This is a genomic window from Phormidium tenue FACHB-1050, assembly GCF_014696925.1.
Lineage (GTDB): Bacteria > Cyanobacteriota > Cyanobacteriia > Pseudanabaenales > Pseudanabaenaceae > Pseudanabaena.
The window spans coordinates 67,945-84,924 of the sequence record NZ_JACJQY010000016.1 but is presented as its reverse complement, the minus strand read 5'-3'; the positions used below and the strand labels follow the sequence as shown (position 1 = coordinate 84,924).

The window sequence follows — 16,980 nt, the reverse complement described above, 5'->3', positions numbered from 1 at the left end:
ATAAGAATATTTTTAGAATATTTTTTAGATGATTGAATTTGGACGGTTTATCGGGTTTCCATTTGCGTCAAAACATGATGTTGCTGTACCTGTAAATATTTTGATTAATTCTCTTTTTACATCTGGATAATCTTTGAATACATTCATCCATACTGAAAAAAATCCACAGTATTTGGCAACTTCTAAGACAAGTTCTCTAACTTCATTGGTTTGCCCTAAGATTTCAAAATTATTTCTACAACTCTCTGCTGAAGCCCATGCCAATTCACGATCTTGCCAACGCTTATCCCTTGGGGCTGGTCTATTTCTGCCAGATGCTTTATGACGTTGCAATCCAACTAAATCTAATAATGCTTGTGCTTTATTTTTCTGCGCTTCATTCAGGTTGTCTGCTAATTGAACAAATCCACCTTTGGAATAAGCAAAAGCCAGAAAAGTATTATCGCGATCGCACCAGAGAAAGTTATCGACTTCTACGGGTTGGTCTCCTTTGACAGAATTGCAGTTAGCGCAACCCAATAAAAAATTAGTCCATTCTGTTTTTAACTCTGGGTGCAAATCTTTCGGTACAACATGCTCAACTGCTAGGCTTGCAGGTAGTCTGCGTTCACAGTAGCTGCAATAGGTTCCTAATCTTTCCTCTAGATCTCCAATAGCATCGCCATATTTAGAGTAAGTTCGAGGTGCTGTGCCACGTTCAACGGGTCTCATGTTTGCGCCTCTCCTGTTTCTTTGCCATTGCCTCCAGTTTGAGAAAAGCACTTAATCCAGGATTGTTGGAAAAAGGTGCAGCAGCGAGGCGATAATCTATTTCTGCATCCGAAAGTTGCTCAGATTCTACAGTCTCTGGGTTTTGAAGCAGATCAAAATATTTCTCTGTGGCTCTAGCTAGTTCACGGGCTTTTAAGCTTTGTTGCGGTATTTCGACTGACTGAATATCTTCGGCAATGTCTTCAATGGATTGATTGGCATATTCCAAAAACTGAGTATCCTCAAGTCCAAGATCGAGAATTCTTAGCTCACCTTGCTCGATCGCTTGGATGATAAACGGTGAATGGGTAGAGCAAACAAACTGGATTGAGGGGAAAGTGGTTTTGAGATCATCGACGACTTGACGTTGCCATTTGGGATGCAGATGCACATCAATTTCATCAATCAGGACTAACCCAGATGTTTGCTGCAAGATTTGCGGTAATGCTTGATTGTCTGTATCTATTTCTTTGGGTAGAAAAGCAGCGTTCTGAGTAACAATCTTGATGGCGAGATCGGCGACAAGAGCTACCATCATTTTTTGTCCTGCACTCAAGTTGCTAAAAGGTTGGGGATTATTCTGGATAGAGATAACAATTTGCGATCGCTCTGGGTCATACCAGATGTTCTCAGCATTGGGAATACAGCGCAGAATAGCGAGTTTTACAACTTCGTAGCTGGGGCGCATTTTGCCTTGACGATTTACAGCAGCGATCGCTTCTTTTTGAAACCAAGTATGGAGATCGGCGATTCTGATCCGTTCTTCAAAGCAATCATAAAAGGCATCCCAACGGCGAGATGGGTTGGTGATGGTTAGAGCTTTTGGGTCGCGTTGATTGGAGGGTAGCCACGATCGCCCTGCTCCGTAGTAAGCCATAACAGGTAGCCAGATTTTTTCGCCTGCTTCCACTTGTCGAAATAGTCTAGAGATAATGTCTAGGGCTTTTTGAGCTTCGGTGTTGGAAGTTCGAGAGCCGCTCGTTTTAATTTGTCGTAACCATTGAACAGGTTGCTCGTTGATTGTGCCGATCGCTTTAATTTGGGTGGGTTTGCGTTCAATGAATTGGGTGAACGTATCATTAGCGATCGCTTCTAAGCGGATTTCTGAGGTGAGGATGTTGCGGCGGCTATTGTTGAGAGTGGTATCGGGGGAGTTGACGAGCCAAACTCCTGCGGCGATCGCTAAGGCATCGAGAATTGAGGTTTTGCCTGTACCGTTATCACCCACTAGCAGGGTAAATTGTGGGTGCAAATCAAGGGCATAGTCGGCAAATTTTTTGAAGTTTTTGATCTCTATCCGATTAATTTTCATCGAGATACCTCATTTTGTGAGTGTTTGCTCTTTTCTTGTATGCTAATTTGTCCTGTGACTGCGGCAGTGATTATGGCGGAACGGCGTTCTTTGAGAAGTGCGATCGAATTAGTAAGAGCATTTTCCAACTCTTTGGTTTTCTCACGTTCTTTGTTAATCGTGTCTACAATTTCTTTCTGTTCGGACTTTGGCGGAATTGCTACTTTTATTTCTCCATAACGGGAAGGGCTTAAATTAGCTTGCCCGATCGCAGCTATTGCATTTTTTCTAGTAAAGGTAAGGAAATCTTGAGAATTTAAGTAAGCCGCTAGAAATTCAGGATAAGCTAAATCATTAGAACGGATACGAACAAGGTAAGAAGCAAATGTTGTAGGTTGTTCAGGATCTGATTGTACAATTCCAACTTTAGCAACTTGATCTAGGCTATTAGTCCGATTAAAAAGTAAATCTCCTTTTCTGAGAAGAAGATATGGATCTACACTTTCGACTTCTCCACCTTTAGATAAATCAACAATTCCATCTTCAATACAAGTCATTCTTAGGACTTTAATTTCTCCATCTCCACGAATATTTTCAGAAATACCATAGTCATTAGATCCCCAAATTCTCTTTAGTTGGCATACTTGCCAATGTTGCGGAATGTCGCCTAGCCAGTCTAATCCCGATCGCTTAAAAGAAACATTAGGATCGAGTCCGCGAGTAACGGCTTGGCTAATTAGGGCTTCGCGTTTTTCTTCTAGCAGGGTGAGCATTTGCTCTTTGGCGGCGATGAGGTTGTCTATTTGTGTGGTTTCGCGATCGAGATAGTCAGCAATTAATTTCTGTTCTTTTTTTGAAGGTGCTGCAATCCAGAACTCACTAAATTTTTCGACTGTAAAATGTCTTATAGTTGCACGATTACACAATACATCTAGCCATCCTATATCACTCGCACTTTGAAGTATATAGCGAAGAAATCTAGTCTCACCTAATTCTTTGTTTCTTACTCTATGCAAAGAGTTTTGAATAATACATTTAGATGGAAGTTGACGATTTAACAGCGTGCCTCTACCAACTTCTCCTCCCTCACAAACTATAAGATCGCCTTGCTTTAGACTAAGTTGTTTAATCTCCGACTGGTTTGCCCACATCTCAGGTAAATCTTCAAATTTGATTCCATCCCAATGAATATGCAAAGCTTTTAAATAAGGAACTTCTATATCATCGAAATTTCGCTGAGTAGGTTGCAACATTTTTCCAAGTACTGTCTCAAAACCTCGCTTTACTTGAAAACATTGCCATGTTGTATTGACATCTTTTAGCCAAGGAATTTTATTTTCTTGAATCACGTTGTCACCTTTTTTAACATCTCTAAAATTCTATTTTCAACTTCTGCCAACTCAGCATCAATAACCTTCAAATCCCTCGGAGCCTGATACTTAAAGAACTCTCGATTAAAATTAATCTCATAGCCAACCTTCCCGATCGCCCCATCAATCTCATCGCACAACTTGCGATCGGCATTAATCCAAGCATCACCCACATAGGGACGCACCTCTCGCAAAAAGAACGACACAATATCTTCCTTTAATGGCACATTCTCATTATCCCGCAGACTCGGATCGGGTTCATAGGTAACGGAACCCCCTCTAACTCCCCCTTTGGAAGGGGGAGAACTCAAACCTCCCCCCTTTGCAAGGGGGGACTGAGGGGGGTAAAACACCCCAAACACCCGATCTAACTCTGACTGAGCATAACTAGGGAAATCTGCCACAGAAAATAAACCCTTCGCGCCCGTCGTCGCAATCACAGGCGCAGCATCAGGATCGACAGCCGTAAAACAACTACGGAAAAACTGCTTTTGCTTCGCACCCTTAGCCCCAGCCGTCCAACCGCCTCCACAATCCTTAAAAATACGCTGCACCTTTACCCAAACCTCATTCCAATCCAAATAAATCTTATCCCCCAATGATCGCTCCATCTCAGCGATCGGATCGTAAAGCTCAGGAAAAGTATTCAAGAAAACCTCCTTTGCCTCATCCGTAACTTCAAACTGCAAACGTAACGGACGCTCCACCGTAATCCTGCGATAGCCAAAATCCGCATTATCAAAAATCTTAGAAGTCTCACAATCCCTAAACTCCCCATGCTTGCGAGTCAGCGTCTCAATAATCGCACTATCCAAATAGCGGCGCTTATCCCCCAAACTGCGCTTCATCGGTTGCCATCTGTCCCGACTATCGATCAATTGAATTTTGCCCTTGCGTTGCTTAGTCTTGCGGTTCGTCACCACCCAAATAAACGTACCAATACCAGTGTTATAAAACATCTGCTCAGGCAAAGCCACGATCGCCTCAAGCCAATCATTTTCGATAATCCAACGGCGAATATCACTCTCACCCGAACCCGCACCACCCGTAAACAATGGCGAACCATTAAACACGATCGCAATCCGTGAACCCCGCTTATTTTGTTGCAGATCCTCCGAGGGCAAATACTCCTGACGCTTTGACAGCATATAAATCAAAAACAACAACGCCCCATCATTCACCCGTGGCAACTTCCCACCATAACCATTGAAATCCTTCCAACGGCTAATCTCCTTCTGCTCCGCTTTCCAATCCACCCCAAACGGCGGATTGGCTAACAAATAATCAAAACCCTCAATTTCCGCAAAAGGCGGCGCAGTCAGCGTATTGCCAAACTCAATCCGACTATCCTTATGTCCCTTAATCAACAAATCCGAAGCCGCTACCGCAAACGATCGCGGATTGTAATCCTGACCAAATACCTTCAAGATCGCCTTTTGATTATGCGCCAAAATCCAGTTTTGCGCCTCCGCCAACATCCCACCCGTGCCACAGGCAGGATCGCACACCGTCACAATCGGACTGCCGCCCGTCAAAATATCCCCATCAGGCTCCATCAACAAATTCACCATAAGCTGAATCACCTCACGCGGCGTAAAGTGATCCCCCGCCGTCTCATTCGCCGCCTCATTAAACCGCCGAATCAAATCCTCAAACACCAGCCCCATCGTGATATTGTCCACGCGATCAGGATGCAAATCCATCTCCGCAAACTTAGCCACCACTAGATAGAGGCGATTCGACTCCTCCATTTTCTCGATCTCTGGGGCAAACTCAAAGCGATCAAAAATATTGCGAATATTCTCTGAAAACCCATTAATGTAATCCTGCAAATGCCGCCCCACATTATCAGGATCACCTTTCAAAATCTGAAAATCAAGGGGACTATGGTTATGAAAACCCAAGGATTCACCATTTTTATCCTTAGCAATAAAATTCAATGTCGAGTCCACATTGGTAATCTTGCCACTTGCCTGAAGCTGAGCATATTTTTTTAGCACCTGCGGCTTGCTTGCCTCTAACACACAATCAAAGCGCCGCAACACCGTCATCGGCAACATCACCCGCTCGTATTGCGGTGGACGATAAGGACCACGCAACAGGTCAGCAACAGACCAGATAAAGTTTGATAGTGACTGGAAGCTGACTGAACTCATACAGGCTTAGGACTAATTTTTGCGCGATCAGTGTTCTATATTACTATGCCATCTCCTTCTGCCTCTATCCCCAAACTTAATCGTCGTAAACAAGAGCCTACTCCTATTAACACGCTTATGACTCTCCAAACCGATCTGCAAGCACTAGCCAATCCCCAGAAAGCGATCGCCCTTGCTGGCTATTTCCAAACAGGTCAAGGACAATATGCTGAAGGCGATCGCTTCTTAGGAATTACCATGCCTGAGCAGCGTAAGCTTGCCAAAAAGTATCGTGACTTAGGTTTTGCAGAAATTTCAGAACTTCTCAACAGTGAATGGCATGAATATCGATTGACTGGGCTGTTGATTTTGACCTATCAGTTTGCGAAGGCTACTCCTATCCAACAGCAAGCGATTGTCGATTTCTATCTCGCTAATACCCATGCTATTAACAATTGGGATTTAGTCGATGTGACTTGTTATCCAATTTTGGGGATGTATTTATTGCAGCGCGATCGCCAAATTCTCTATCAGTTAGCGAATTCTGCTAGCCTTTGGGAGCAAAGGATTGCTATTGTCACAACGGGTAAATTTATTAAGCATGGACAATACCAAGACACCCTAGCGATCGCTGAATTATTACTGCAACATCCTCATCATCTCATTCATAAAGCCGTAGGCTGGATGTTGCGGGAAGTAGGCAAGCAGAATCGTCCTGTTCTATTGGAATTTTTAGATCAACATGCTAGCCAAATGCCCCGTGAGATGTTGCGCTATGCGATCGAGCATTTTGATCAGCCTCAACGACAAGCGTATTTACAGCGCAAACCATAATAAAAAAGGGCGCTTCGCGCCCTTTTTTATTATGGTTTGCTTTCAGTTTTAAAACTGAACTCTGTGCCGTTGAGGATGCGTTCGATATTAGAGCGATGCAGCCAAATTATAAAGATGCAGCCCACAGTTACAAAACTTGAATAAATAATATCCCCTTGCAATGTCCACATCAAAACTGGAGCGGCGGCTGCCGCAGCGATCGAGCTAATCGAAACAGTACGCCAAATTGCCATAGTCGCCAGCCAAATACTAAAAGCAGCGATCGCCGCGATCCAATTCAACATGCACAAAATTCCCACCCCTGTCGCCACGGACTTACCACCTTTAAACCCTAACCAAACTGGGCGACTATGACCAATCAGAGCCAGCATTCCTGCCCCAATCACAAATAGCGATAAATTATTGGTAATGGTTGTTTGAGTATAGCCAAAAGTTGAAGCTAAGAGCGCTTGCAAGTAATTCGCTGATTGCATCATGTAAATGGCGATCGCCCCCTTCGCAAAATCGGTCACAAATACAGTAATTCCCGCCAACTTGCCCACATTGCGCCAGACATTAGTTGCGCCTGTCGAGCCTGAGCCAAGCTCACGAATGTCTATACCCGCCATCCGTCCCACCAAATAACCTGTGGGGAAAGATCCTAAAAGATAGGCGATCGCAAGCAACAGATAGGGAAACCACATAAGCTGTATTTCATAAACAATAGGGGCTAGCGCAAGCGCTACCCCTATTCTCTAATATTGTGGTAATTACAGCGCTTTGCGCTTTCTGAAAACCAAAGGAAATTTTAAAAGTTTTTCTTGGTATAGCTTTAGGGCATAAAAAGCAAGTAGTGTGAGGCGGCGCTTCGCGCCGCCTCACACTACTTCTATTGATTAAAAAAGGAGACGCATTGCGTCTCCTTTTTTTAATCGATAGAAATAGATTGTGGGCCGTCATTTTTGCCATTATTGCTAGCAGAAGTCCCCGTAGTTGGTGTTGCTCCTTGCTTTTCTAGCCAACCCTTTAAAGGATCTTGTTGGAGATCGAGCTTGAGAAAGCCCGAAACGAGTCCACCAAAGAAAGCAACGGGTTGCCCTACGAACTCATTGAAAATCGGTTTTAGCTCGTCCATAAAAATGCAGAAATATATTTTGGGTTGTTTTAGTTATCGGTTACAGCCTTTTGCAAGCAAAAGGAATACAAAGGACTTTTTAAAAGTTCTTTGAGTATGATTACAGCGCTTTGCACTGCAATTTTTAGGTCGTACCTATAGCAATTGTATCTTTAAAATCTGGAAAGTTGGAAGGATTACATCCCTCTAGGCTATTTTCACTCTAGTGATTGCTATAATTTCTGATCAAATCTGGCAATTTCTCACCATATCATAGTTAAATCGATCAATGCATTCTTACTAATTTCTGTGAGAGTGGCAAATCTAGAGAATATTTTCGATGACCACGCTAAACCGATCTACTCTTCGCCGCCTCAAAAAACTCAAGCAGTCATCTGCGGTTTGGGAAGGCGATCGCCGTGCCTTACCAGCCAAGATCCGCCAACCACAAGACTCTTCTAACATTATTCCCCTCCATGCCCATGATGAAGAGTCCAAGCCCCATTGCATTTTGTGGGTAGACGGCTCGATGGGAATGGTACGTTCTATGGACGTAGTTGATTCGGTAGTGGGTCAGGAAGCCTTTGTCCGTGCGTTGCTACAGGCGATCGAGCATCCTCAAAGTCCTGCTCAGCCATCTCTGCCCCAAAAGATCTTGGTATGCGATCGCGAACTCCAGTTCTATTTGCGTGGCGTACTACAGGACTTGGGAATATCGGTTGAATATGTCGAGCGCTTACCTTTAATTGACGAAATTTTCTCGCATATTTTGGAAAGCTTTACCGCAAACCCACCTGTTGTGCCAGAAAAGTTTGCCGCAGCCTTGCATAAGCAATCTGAGCATTTATGGCGAAATGCTCCTTGGAATACCCTGTGGGATCATCAAGTAATTTCGATCAAGCTTGATCAATGGGATCTCGACACCCTTTATGCGATCGTCATGGGCAAGATGGGGTTAGAGCAGGGCGTAATTTTTTACCGTTCCGAAGAGTCGCTAGTCAAATTTCGGCATCGGATTGTATCAGGTAGCTCTGAAGATGAGATCGAAGAGACCTTTTTGCATCAAGACTGCCTATTCAATCTCTTTGAAACCCCTGAGCTAGAAATGGAAGATGATTTTCCTCCTTTTCCATTTCGCGGCAAAATCAGATCTGTACCTGCGGCAACTACACCGATGAAGCCGATTTATGGGGCTTTGCACCCTCTCGAAGGCGGTAGACCCTATCTCTATGACGAAGAGGCGATCGCCTTGACGGTGTCGCTAGAGGCTTTAAATAAATTTTGGGAACAGTACCATAAGCGCTTGAATTCTAATTTTGCTAGTCTCTCAGGCACTTATACGATTTATGCACCGAGTCTTGATAGTGATGTTGAAGAAGCAATCAAGGTTGTCGTTAAGACTATGCCCGATCTGGCTAATGAGTTACATCAATTAGTCGATGAAGATGACGATGAGGATGATGCTCCCTTAATCAATGAGGATCTCTGGCCAGAAAATGCCCTGATCCATATGATGACCATCCCTTGGGAACAGGTGGAATTTTTACGCAATGCGTCAATTCATCAACAGTTATCTGAGGCTGTTACCGCGATCGCCCCAGCCCGTAAAGGTGAAGGCTTACCTGGGCTAATGATTCAAACTTCGCGTCCCAAAGCATTGGAACTAATTGAAGAAATCAAGGAGTTTGATGGTATTCAGTCTTTATGTTTTAATCCTGCTGAGGATATCTTTGGTAATGCTTGTCAGCTTGGCTTAATGGTTATGGGCAATGATGATCTCCATCTATTTGGCGAATTTGACAAACAAACCCTCAATAGTGAACATCATAAACGTTGGAAACAACGTGCCAAGACTATTAAAGGCAATGTCTGTGTAATCATCGCGATGGGTATCACTGGAGCTTCTCGCGGTAATCCTGCACCGCAACATATCTTGGGCTACTACGAAATCAAGATCATCGACGATAAAGAATTAGGCTTAGGCAAGTTACGCGCCGAACCTGCATTTGACTTTGAATTTTAACCAAATGCAAAAGTAGAGGCAATTCATGAATTGCCTCTACTTTTGCGTATCACCTTTTGTTTATATGTCCCAACAAATCATTTACCGCATCCTCGATGCCAACCTCGATCGCGCCCGTGAAGCCCTACGCACCATCGAAGAATGGTGTCGCTTTGGCTTAGAAAATGTGGACTTGTGCGATCGCTGCAAACACATGCGCCAAGAACTTGCTCAATGGCACAAAGAAGAATTTCGTCGCGCCCGTAATACTCCCGACGATCCCGCCACAGGCTTGAGCCATGCAAATGAGTCTGTTCGTGCTGATGTCCAAGCTGTCCTCAGAGCGAATATGGGACGCTTACAAGAAGCGCTCAGGGTTTTAGAAGAATATAGCAAAGTCGTTGATCCCACGATGGGAGAAGCGATGAAACAAATGCGCTATCAGGTCTATACCCTTGAGAGTCAATTACTGACCCATGAAGTTACCAATATTGGTGAAATCCGTCGCCAAAAATTACAAGCTGCAAATTTATATCTGGTGACGATGCCCGTAGAGAATATTGTCTCCGTTGTGGAGTCGGCTCTCCAAGGTGGTGTGCAGATCGTGCAGTATCGAGAAAAGGATGGTGAAGATAGCACTCGCTATGCGATCGCCCAACAGCTTTGTGACCTCTGCCATAAATATGATGCTTTGTTTTTAGTTAACGATCGCGTTGATATTGCGATCGCTGTGAAAGCCGATGGTATCCATGTGGGACAGACGGATTTACCAGTTTCTGTAGTCCGTCAAATTCTGAATGCTAACGGCGGCGATGCTTCACAGTACATCATTGGGCAGTCAACCACCAATCCCCAAGAATTAGAGATTGCTCTAAATAATCAAGTGGATTATGTTGGTGTGGGGCCAGTCCATGCCACGCCCACAAAACCTAACAAAGCAGCTTCAGGGCATGAATATGTCAACTATGCTGCTCAAAATATCAATATTCCTTGGTTTGCGATCGGTGGGTTAGATGAACACAATTTAGAAGCAGCGATCGCGGCGGGTGCAGAACGAGTTGCCGTAGTCCGAGCTTTAATGAAAGCTGAACATCCCGATCGCATCGCTAAACAAATGCGATCGCTTTTACAATCCAAAAATTAAAGAACGGCGCAACGCGCCGCTCTTTAATGTCTAAAAAAGGTGTCGGTATTGCACATATAGCTATAGCCACCTGTATCAGGACAAATCAAAACCCAAATAGTGTGAGGCGGCGCTTCGCGCCGCCTCACACTATTTGGGTTTTATGTCCTAACAAGAATGGCGACAGCTCTATATCCCTACGTCCAATTAAATAAACGTTTCTTTATGGATATATAGCGTTTATCAGTCTAGTGAAGTACGAGTTTGTTTACACGCCTTCGGCGGGTAAACAAACCTTTGTAACTCGCTTGCTTGAAAAGCGCTATATGCAACGCCTTTTTTATTCGGGTTGCTTTTTAGAAGTAATATCTCTGATCGTGACGGTAAAGCCATCCCCTAACTTGACCACTATTACTCGATACCAACCAACAGGCTCCGAAGTGTAGTAGATCTCTTCATCCAGAGGAACCCCAGTCTCCACCACATTAACTAAGCGTTCAAACAGTTGGCGATTAAACTTTTCTAGAAATCTTCTTAGCACTAATTTACCAATTAAATCTTCGCGACTGCGATCGAACATCCTCGAGATCATCGGATTTAAGACTAAGCAACGGAAATCGATAATATTGCCTGTAATCGGATCGCGAACAGCTTGCATCGCCGCAATACCATCGGACACACTATTTAAAACGCTAGTAATTAAAGCCCTTGATTGATAGAGCATTTCTTCGGTTTCTTTGTGCCTAGCGATTTCATCCAGCAGTAACCGTTTCTGACGCTGAATTGTCAATTGGTTCTCAAGACGAACTAATACTTCCTCGCTTTGAAATGGTTTGCATATATAATCAACACCCCCCGACCAAAAAGCTTTCACCTTGTCAAAAACATCATCTAAAGAGCTAATAAAAATGACTGGTATATCACGTAAATCTTCATCATCTTTGAGTGCTTGACAGACTTGATATCCATCCATTTCTGGCATCTTGATATCTAAGAGAATCAGATCGGGGCGTTTTACCTTCGCTGTTTTAAGAGCCATTCGTCCGCTAGTTACACTGCGGACGGTATAGCCAAGGGTTAGCAATAAATCACTAAGTAGCTGCAAATTTTCTGGAAGATCATCTACTAAAAGGATATTGCCTGTTAGTTCAAGCGACGGATTGTAGATCATGAATTATGTTGCCAATATAAGCAGAGTGCAGAGCGCTATTCGATGTATGTGGAAAGTAAAGGCTCGGTAAGATCAATTAATTTCTCAAATTGGAAATTACTCGCTAGTTTAGTTAGCGATCGGATTAAGAAATTTTCTGTGTCTGGAATTTCCCCAATTAAGTTTATAACAATATTTTTGTCAGCTTCAAGAGCCGATCTATATAATTGCATAATCCAGCTATCTGGCATAATTTTTAAATTTTCAGAAGTTAATGATATTTCTGAGAAAAAATTACTGTCATGCTCATGAAGTTGGATGTTTTCGTATGTATACTTCACGCCAAGATGTTTGGCAAGGGTATCAAAAATCGTTTGTTCTCTAAAGGGCTTACGCACAAAATCATCACACCCTGCGGAAAGCACGATCGCTTTCTCTTCTTCTAAAACACTTGCAGTTAAAGCGATCACAGCGGTGGCATTACCTTTAACGGTGGACTTAATATGCTTAGTTGCTTCGTAGCCATCCATTATGGGCATTCGCATATCCATCCAAATTAAGTGTGGCTCCCACTGATCCCAAATAGCGATCGCCTCTAGTCCATTACTAGCTTCTTGAACTTCAAAACCCATGGGACTTAGCATCTTGACTAGCAATTGGCTATTAATGGGTTTATCATCAACCACTAAAATTCTGTAGTTGGGCTGATCAGGTGCAAGAGCTAATGTGCGCCTTTTTTGGCTTGGATCACTAATTAAAGGTGTACTAATTTGGGCTTGAATCTGAAACTGGAAAGTTGTGCCTTTTCCAAGTTCACTAGTAACCGAAATATCCCCACCCATCAACTGCACAAATCTGCGGCTAATCGCTAACCCTAAGCCTGTGCCTTCTTGTTTTTCGCGACCAGCCTGAGCCTGAGAAAAAGATGCAAATAGTTGAGGTAGTTCTTCTTCTGCTATACCTACGCCTGTATCTCTAATGCTGAAATTGAGGATACATTTATCGCTAACTGTATCGACTGTATTTTCAACTGTATTTGTAGCAGCATTGGTCAAAGTAACTACGACTAAACCCTCTTTGGTGAATTTAATTGCATTGCCAATTAAGTTAAGTAAAACTTGACGCAGTTTAACTTCATCAGTGCAGATATAGCGAGGTACTTGGGGATCGCGTTCAAAGATGAGGTCTAAGCCCGCATTAGCGACCCGTAGCTGGAGCATATCTTCAATATCCTCCAACAAATGATCGAGATCAAAACTTTGAAGATAAAGAGTAGTTTTGCCTGCTTCAATTTTTGATAGATCGAGAATATTATTAATTAATGTCAATAAATAATCACCACTGCGGTTAATAATACTGGCATTTTCGTAATGTTCTTTTGCGAGGTTGTTAGCTCGCATCATTAATTGAGAGAAACCAAGAACTGCATTTAGTGGCGATCGCAATTCATGACTCATATTGGCAATAAAAGTACTTTTAGCTTGGTTTGCTGACTCGGCTTTGGCGGCAAGTTCTAGAGCTTGCGCTTCACTTTGTTGTAAGTCGATTGTTCGATCCAAGACGCGCTTCTCTAGGTCAATATTGGCTCTCTGTAAACTCAAATTTGCTTGCTTATTTTCATCAACGATCGCCAAGATCGCCAAGGTCATGATGGAAATCACCCCCATAAAAATTTGTAATAACAGGAGTGAATCGCCCGTAGTAATCGCTTTATAAAATATCCCAAACTTATTAGCAGTAGCGATCGAAGCTGTCATCGATATAAACATGACAAACAAAGTCGTCAGTCTATGACCAAAGCGAAAAGCTGACCAAATCAATGGTGGTAACAGAAGGTACTCAAGGGGTTGGGCTTCATAAAAAGAAAAATAGGACACCACAATTATGCTTATGAAAGCTACCACTACTTCCCAACTAAGATAAGGGTTGCTTTCCTCTTTCTGATTTGGTTTTAGCCATGTTAGAGCCAGCGAAGCAAAGATTAAAACACCAACCGAATCACCAATCCACCAAGGAAGCAAGAAGTTTGTAAAAAAATTAGCACCTTCATATCTCCTAGTTAGGGCATAGATACCAACCCCAGTTATAGTTTGCAGGATCGTTCCACTAAATATCGAACAAAGTACAAATGAAACTACATGGCGAACTTTAAGGAATGGGTATGTAGTATGGGTAAGCTTTAAGATTAGAGAAACTGTGATCAGTGTGCCGATTGTGGAACCGATCGCCGCTCCTGATGCTGGTATTAGAACTTTCCACCAGTTTCTGTGTAAGTTATACAGCAATATTCCGCAAAACATTCCCAACCATCGCGATCGCCCAAAAAATATGAGTAAACCCGCATTTAGCCCAGAACCTGGCCAAACAGGAGAAGGTCCAAGGGTTGAGAAAATGGTGTTAGCTGCAAACCAAGATGAAATAAAATAGGCAACTATAATGCAAGCTGACTCAACCCACCAGCGCGGGTTATGTACTTCTATACCTAGTTTTGACAGATCCCACGGAGAGCTATTGGTTTTTTGAGTAGAAAATTTGTTGCTTTCCATTGCAGCTAATCCTTTTCAACTAAAGACAAGTTTTTAATAGAGCAAAGAGGGACGTTTGGGGCTGCCTTTGTTGTTCTCTAAATTCGCTCGGCAAGTTCTAGCCAGCGCTCAGTGGATGTATTGATCTCCATAGTTAGTTCGGCTAAGCGAGCGGATAGCTTCTGTAATTCCGTATGACCACTAGGCGGATTGTGATAAAGATTCTTCTCGATTTGAGTCTTTTCTGCTTCTAGTTTGGGGATTTTTGCTTCTAACTCCTCATATTCGCGCTTCTCTTTGTAAGAAAGTTGCGAAGTTTTTTTGGATTCCACTTTGGATTTAGCCGTTTCAGGAGCAGATGGTGCGATATTACTGGACTTCTGCTCTTTAGTTGCTTTATTAGCAGCTTGCTCCTTTGCATCACTAGATTCTTTCTCAGCCTCGTCTTTCTTGTATTCTAAATAGATAGAATAGTTTCCAGGATACAGGCGCACTTCACCTTCGGCTTCAAAGGAAAAGACCATCTCAACCGTGCGATCAAGGAAATAGCGATCGTGGGAAACCACAATTACACAGCCGTTAAATTCTTCGAGATATTCTTCTAATACAGCGAGGGTCTGTACATCAAGGTCGTTAGTCGGTTCATCGAGGATCAAGACATTGGGAGCCGCCATCAATACTTTCAGCAGGAATAAGCGCCGCTTTTCGCCACCTGACAGTTTGTTGATCGGCGCATATTGGGTATTACCAGGGAAGAGAAATCGCTCTAGCATTTGCGAAGCAGTAATGATGCTTCCATCGGAGGTTTTGACCAGTTCGGCGACATCCTTGAGATAGTCGATTACTCGCTGATTGCCATGTTCAGCAAGATCGTCGGAATGCTGATCGAAGTAACCAAAATGAATCGTTGTGCCGATTTCCACAGTGCCTTCATCGGGCTGTAAACGTCCCGTCACAATATTCATCAACGTAGATTTACCCGCGCCATTACTGCCGATAATACCGATGCGATCTTCAGGCGTGAAGTTATAGGAGAAGTCTTTGATCAGAGTGCGATCGCCATAGGACTTACCGATGCGATCGAGTTCCACTACTTTTTTGCCGATACGTCGTCCTGCGGTGGTGATATCAACTTTAGCATTGGCTTGTTTAAACTCGGTGGCTTGCAGAGCATGGGCGCGATCAATGCGTGCCTTTTGCTTGGTACTCCGCGCCTTTGGTCCTTTTTTTAACCATTCCAATTCACGGCGCAATAGTCCTGCATGTTTACGCTGCGTACTCAGTGATGACTCTTCTGCTTCGGCTTTTTTCTCTAAATAATAGGAATAATTGCCTGAATAGGAATACAAATCGCCGCGATCAATTTCGATAATGCGATTGGTGACGCGATCCAGAAAATAGCGATCGTGGGTGATCAGTAATAATGCGCCACGATAGCGATTGAGATAGCTCTGTAACCATTCCACTGAAAGAGCATCAAGATGGTTGGTCGGCTCATCCATTAATAAAACATCAGGGGCTGAGAGCAATGCCGAGGCGATCGCAATTCGTTTGCGATAACCACCCGAAAGGCTACCGATTTTTGCTTCTAAGTCATCAATTCCTAATTTAGTTAACACAATTTTGGCGTTAGTCTCCAAATCCCAAGCCCCCGTCTGATCCATGCGTTCAGATACTCGCGATAGTTGCTCTAGCAACCGATCCATATCGCCATGTCCGTGGGTTAACTTATCGGAAATTTCTTCATATTCCTTGACTAAAGACATCTGTTCGCCACTATCGGCAAATACCTGTTCTAAGACCGTATTTTCTTCATTCAGGTCTGGCTGCTGTGGTAAATAGATAATTTTGGCGCTGGAATTTACCCACAGTTCACCGCCATCGCTATGTTCTAGCCCCGCGATCATTTTTAGTAATGTGGATTTACCCGAACCATTTGTGCCGATCAGTCCGACTTTGTCGCCTTCATCGAGGCTAAAACTAGCATCCTTGAGGATTTCCTTGATGCCAAAATCTTTGCGGAGCGATCGCAGTGTAAAAAGTGCCATGCCTAATCATCATATGAACTTATGTCTTAGTGTAACTTTAGTGCGCCTAGAAAATGGGAGGTATAACAATTCAAGCGCCAAATAAATAAAGGCGGCGCAAAGCGCCACCTTCATTTATTTGGCGCTTGAGAGGAAGTAAACCGATCCCAGAAAAATAAAAGCAAGGTGATCCCTGTCAGCAATCCGTAAATTGCCCCGACCACCAGCGTTAAAAAATATCCCAACTGCCTGATCAATAAGCTGCCTACCATTACGCCTACATACCAACTGACTGTAGTACCAACAATCCACCAACCCGATCGCTTAAAGTGCTGTTTCATCCATGTCCATTGCATAAATCCCGTCGAAAAACCCCGTAAACAAGCATAAATCGCTAATAAATCCACCGCATCACCATAGGTAACCGCTAATTGAAAACTCGCCCAAGAACTGAGTGATCCGCCCACCGCACCGCCTACTAAAGTTGTCCATAACCATCCCAAGCCGCAAATATGCCGCCTGATCACTAACCACTGGGCTATGGCGATCGCCAAACTCATCACGGCAAAACTCAAAAACACCCCAAAATCACCCCTTACATAGTCTGAAACAAACCCGCTAACTTTGCCTCCGCCTGCATAACTTAAAGCTGTAGTCACAATCCACAGAGGCAAAAAACT

Annotated in this window: 13 protein-coding genes; 3 read left to right on the top strand and 10 right to left on the bottom strand. The window is 43.4% G+C overall.

The annotated features are described in order from the left end of the window. Positions 1-24: 24 nt before the first annotated feature. The 4 genes from H6G05_RS11825 to H6G05_RS11810 are packed head-to-tail and all read right to left on the bottom strand — an operon-like array spanning position 25 to position 5,567. Positions 25-711 carry an HNH endonuclease gene (locus tag H6G05_RS11825; protein WP_190578372.1) on the bottom strand — a complete coding sequence of 229 codons (687 nt, stop codon included), beginning with the start codon at positions 709-711 and terminating at the stop codon, positions 25-27. Beyond that, positions 698-2,062 (bottom strand): AAA family ATPase, encoded by a 1,365-nt coding sequence (locus H6G05_RS11820; RefSeq protein ID WP_190578371.1) that lies wholly within the window; start codon positions 2,060-2,062, stop codon positions 698-700. The genes H6G05_RS11825 and H6G05_RS11820 overlap by 14 nt, the downstream gene beginning before the upstream one ends. Then, on the bottom strand, positions 2,059-3,390 hold the full coding sequence (locus tag H6G05_RS11815; protein ID WP_190578370.1) for a restriction endonuclease subunit S: 1,332 nt from the start codon (positions 3,388-3,390) through the stop codon (positions 2,059-2,061). The genes H6G05_RS11820 and H6G05_RS11815 overlap by 4 nt, the downstream gene beginning before the upstream one ends. Further along, complete coding sequence (locus tag H6G05_RS11810; protein WP_190578369.1) at positions 3,387-5,567, bottom strand: type I restriction-modification system subunit M; 2,181 nt, start codon at positions 5,565-5,567, stop codon at positions 3,387-3,389. The genes H6G05_RS11815 and H6G05_RS11810 overlap by 4 nt, the downstream gene beginning before the upstream one ends. Positions 5,568-5,612: 45 nt before the next feature. On the opposite strand from H6G05_RS11810, the gene H6G05_RS11805 reads away from it, so the two are divergent. Beyond that, positions 5,613-6,380, top strand: coding sequence for a DNA alkylation repair protein (locus H6G05_RS11805; protein ID WP_242025443.1), 768 nt, complete (start codon positions 5,613-5,615; stop codon positions 6,378-6,380). A gap of 29 nt (positions 6,381-6,409) precedes the next feature. On the opposite strand, the gene plsY is transcribed toward H6G05_RS11805, so the two are convergent. Beyond that, positions 6,410-7,063 (bottom strand): glycerol-3-phosphate 1-O-acyltransferase PlsY, encoded by a 654-nt coding sequence (gene plsY, locus H6G05_RS11800; RefSeq protein WP_190578368.1) that lies wholly within the window; start codon positions 7,061-7,063, stop codon positions 6,410-6,412. A 224-nt stretch (positions 7,064-7,287) separates the two neighbouring features. Continuing rightward, complete coding sequence (locus H6G05_RS11795) at positions 7,288-7,494, bottom strand: hypothetical protein (RefSeq protein WP_199310483.1); 207 nt, start codon at positions 7,492-7,494, stop codon at positions 7,288-7,290. A gap of 319 nt (positions 7,495-7,813) precedes the next feature. Between H6G05_RS11795 and H6G05_RS11790 the strand changes: the two genes are divergently transcribed. Together H6G05_RS11790 and H6G05_RS11785 are read left to right on the top strand one after the other, a co-directional pair. After that, complete coding sequence (locus H6G05_RS11790; protein WP_190578367.1) at positions 7,814-9,496, top strand: DUF6930 domain-containing protein; 1,683 nt, start codon at positions 7,814-7,816, stop codon at positions 9,494-9,496. A gap of 64 nt (positions 9,497-9,560) precedes the next feature. After that, positions 9,561-10,619, top strand: a complete 1,059-nt coding sequence (locus H6G05_RS11785) for a thiamine phosphate synthase (RefSeq protein ID WP_190578366.1) — start codon at positions 9,561-9,563, stop codon at positions 10,617-10,619. A gap of 319 nt (positions 10,620-10,938) precedes the next feature. Here the strand turns inward: H6G05_RS11785 and H6G05_RS11780 are convergent, their stop codons facing one another. The 4 genes from H6G05_RS11780 to H6G05_RS11765 all read right to left on the bottom strand — a co-directional run bounded on the left by H6G05_RS11780 (position 10,939) and on the right by H6G05_RS11765 (position 16,959). Further along, positions 10,939-11,769 (bottom strand): response regulator, encoded by an 831-nt coding sequence (locus H6G05_RS11780; RefSeq protein ID WP_190578365.1) that lies wholly within the window; start codon positions 11,767-11,769, stop codon positions 10,939-10,941. A gap of 35 nt (positions 11,770-11,804) precedes the next feature. Beyond that, positions 11,805-14,294, bottom strand: a complete 2,490-nt coding sequence (locus tag H6G05_RS11775; RefSeq protein WP_190578364.1) for an ATP-binding protein — start codon at positions 14,292-14,294, stop codon at positions 11,805-11,807. 77 nt (positions 14,295-14,371) lie between these two features. Then, a complete protein-coding gene (locus H6G05_RS11770; RefSeq protein ID WP_190578363.1) occupies positions 14,372-16,321 on the bottom strand; it encodes an ABC-F family ATP-binding cassette domain-containing protein in 1,950 nt (649 codons plus the stop codon). A 110-nt stretch (positions 16,322-16,431) separates the two neighbouring features. Further along, the gene (locus H6G05_RS11765) at positions 16,432-16,959 is read right to left on the bottom strand and encodes a hypothetical protein (protein ID WP_190578362.1); all 528 of its coding nucleotides are present in this window, start codon (positions 16,957-16,959) and stop codon (positions 16,432-16,434) included. Positions 16,960-16,980 lie beyond the last annotated feature (21 nt).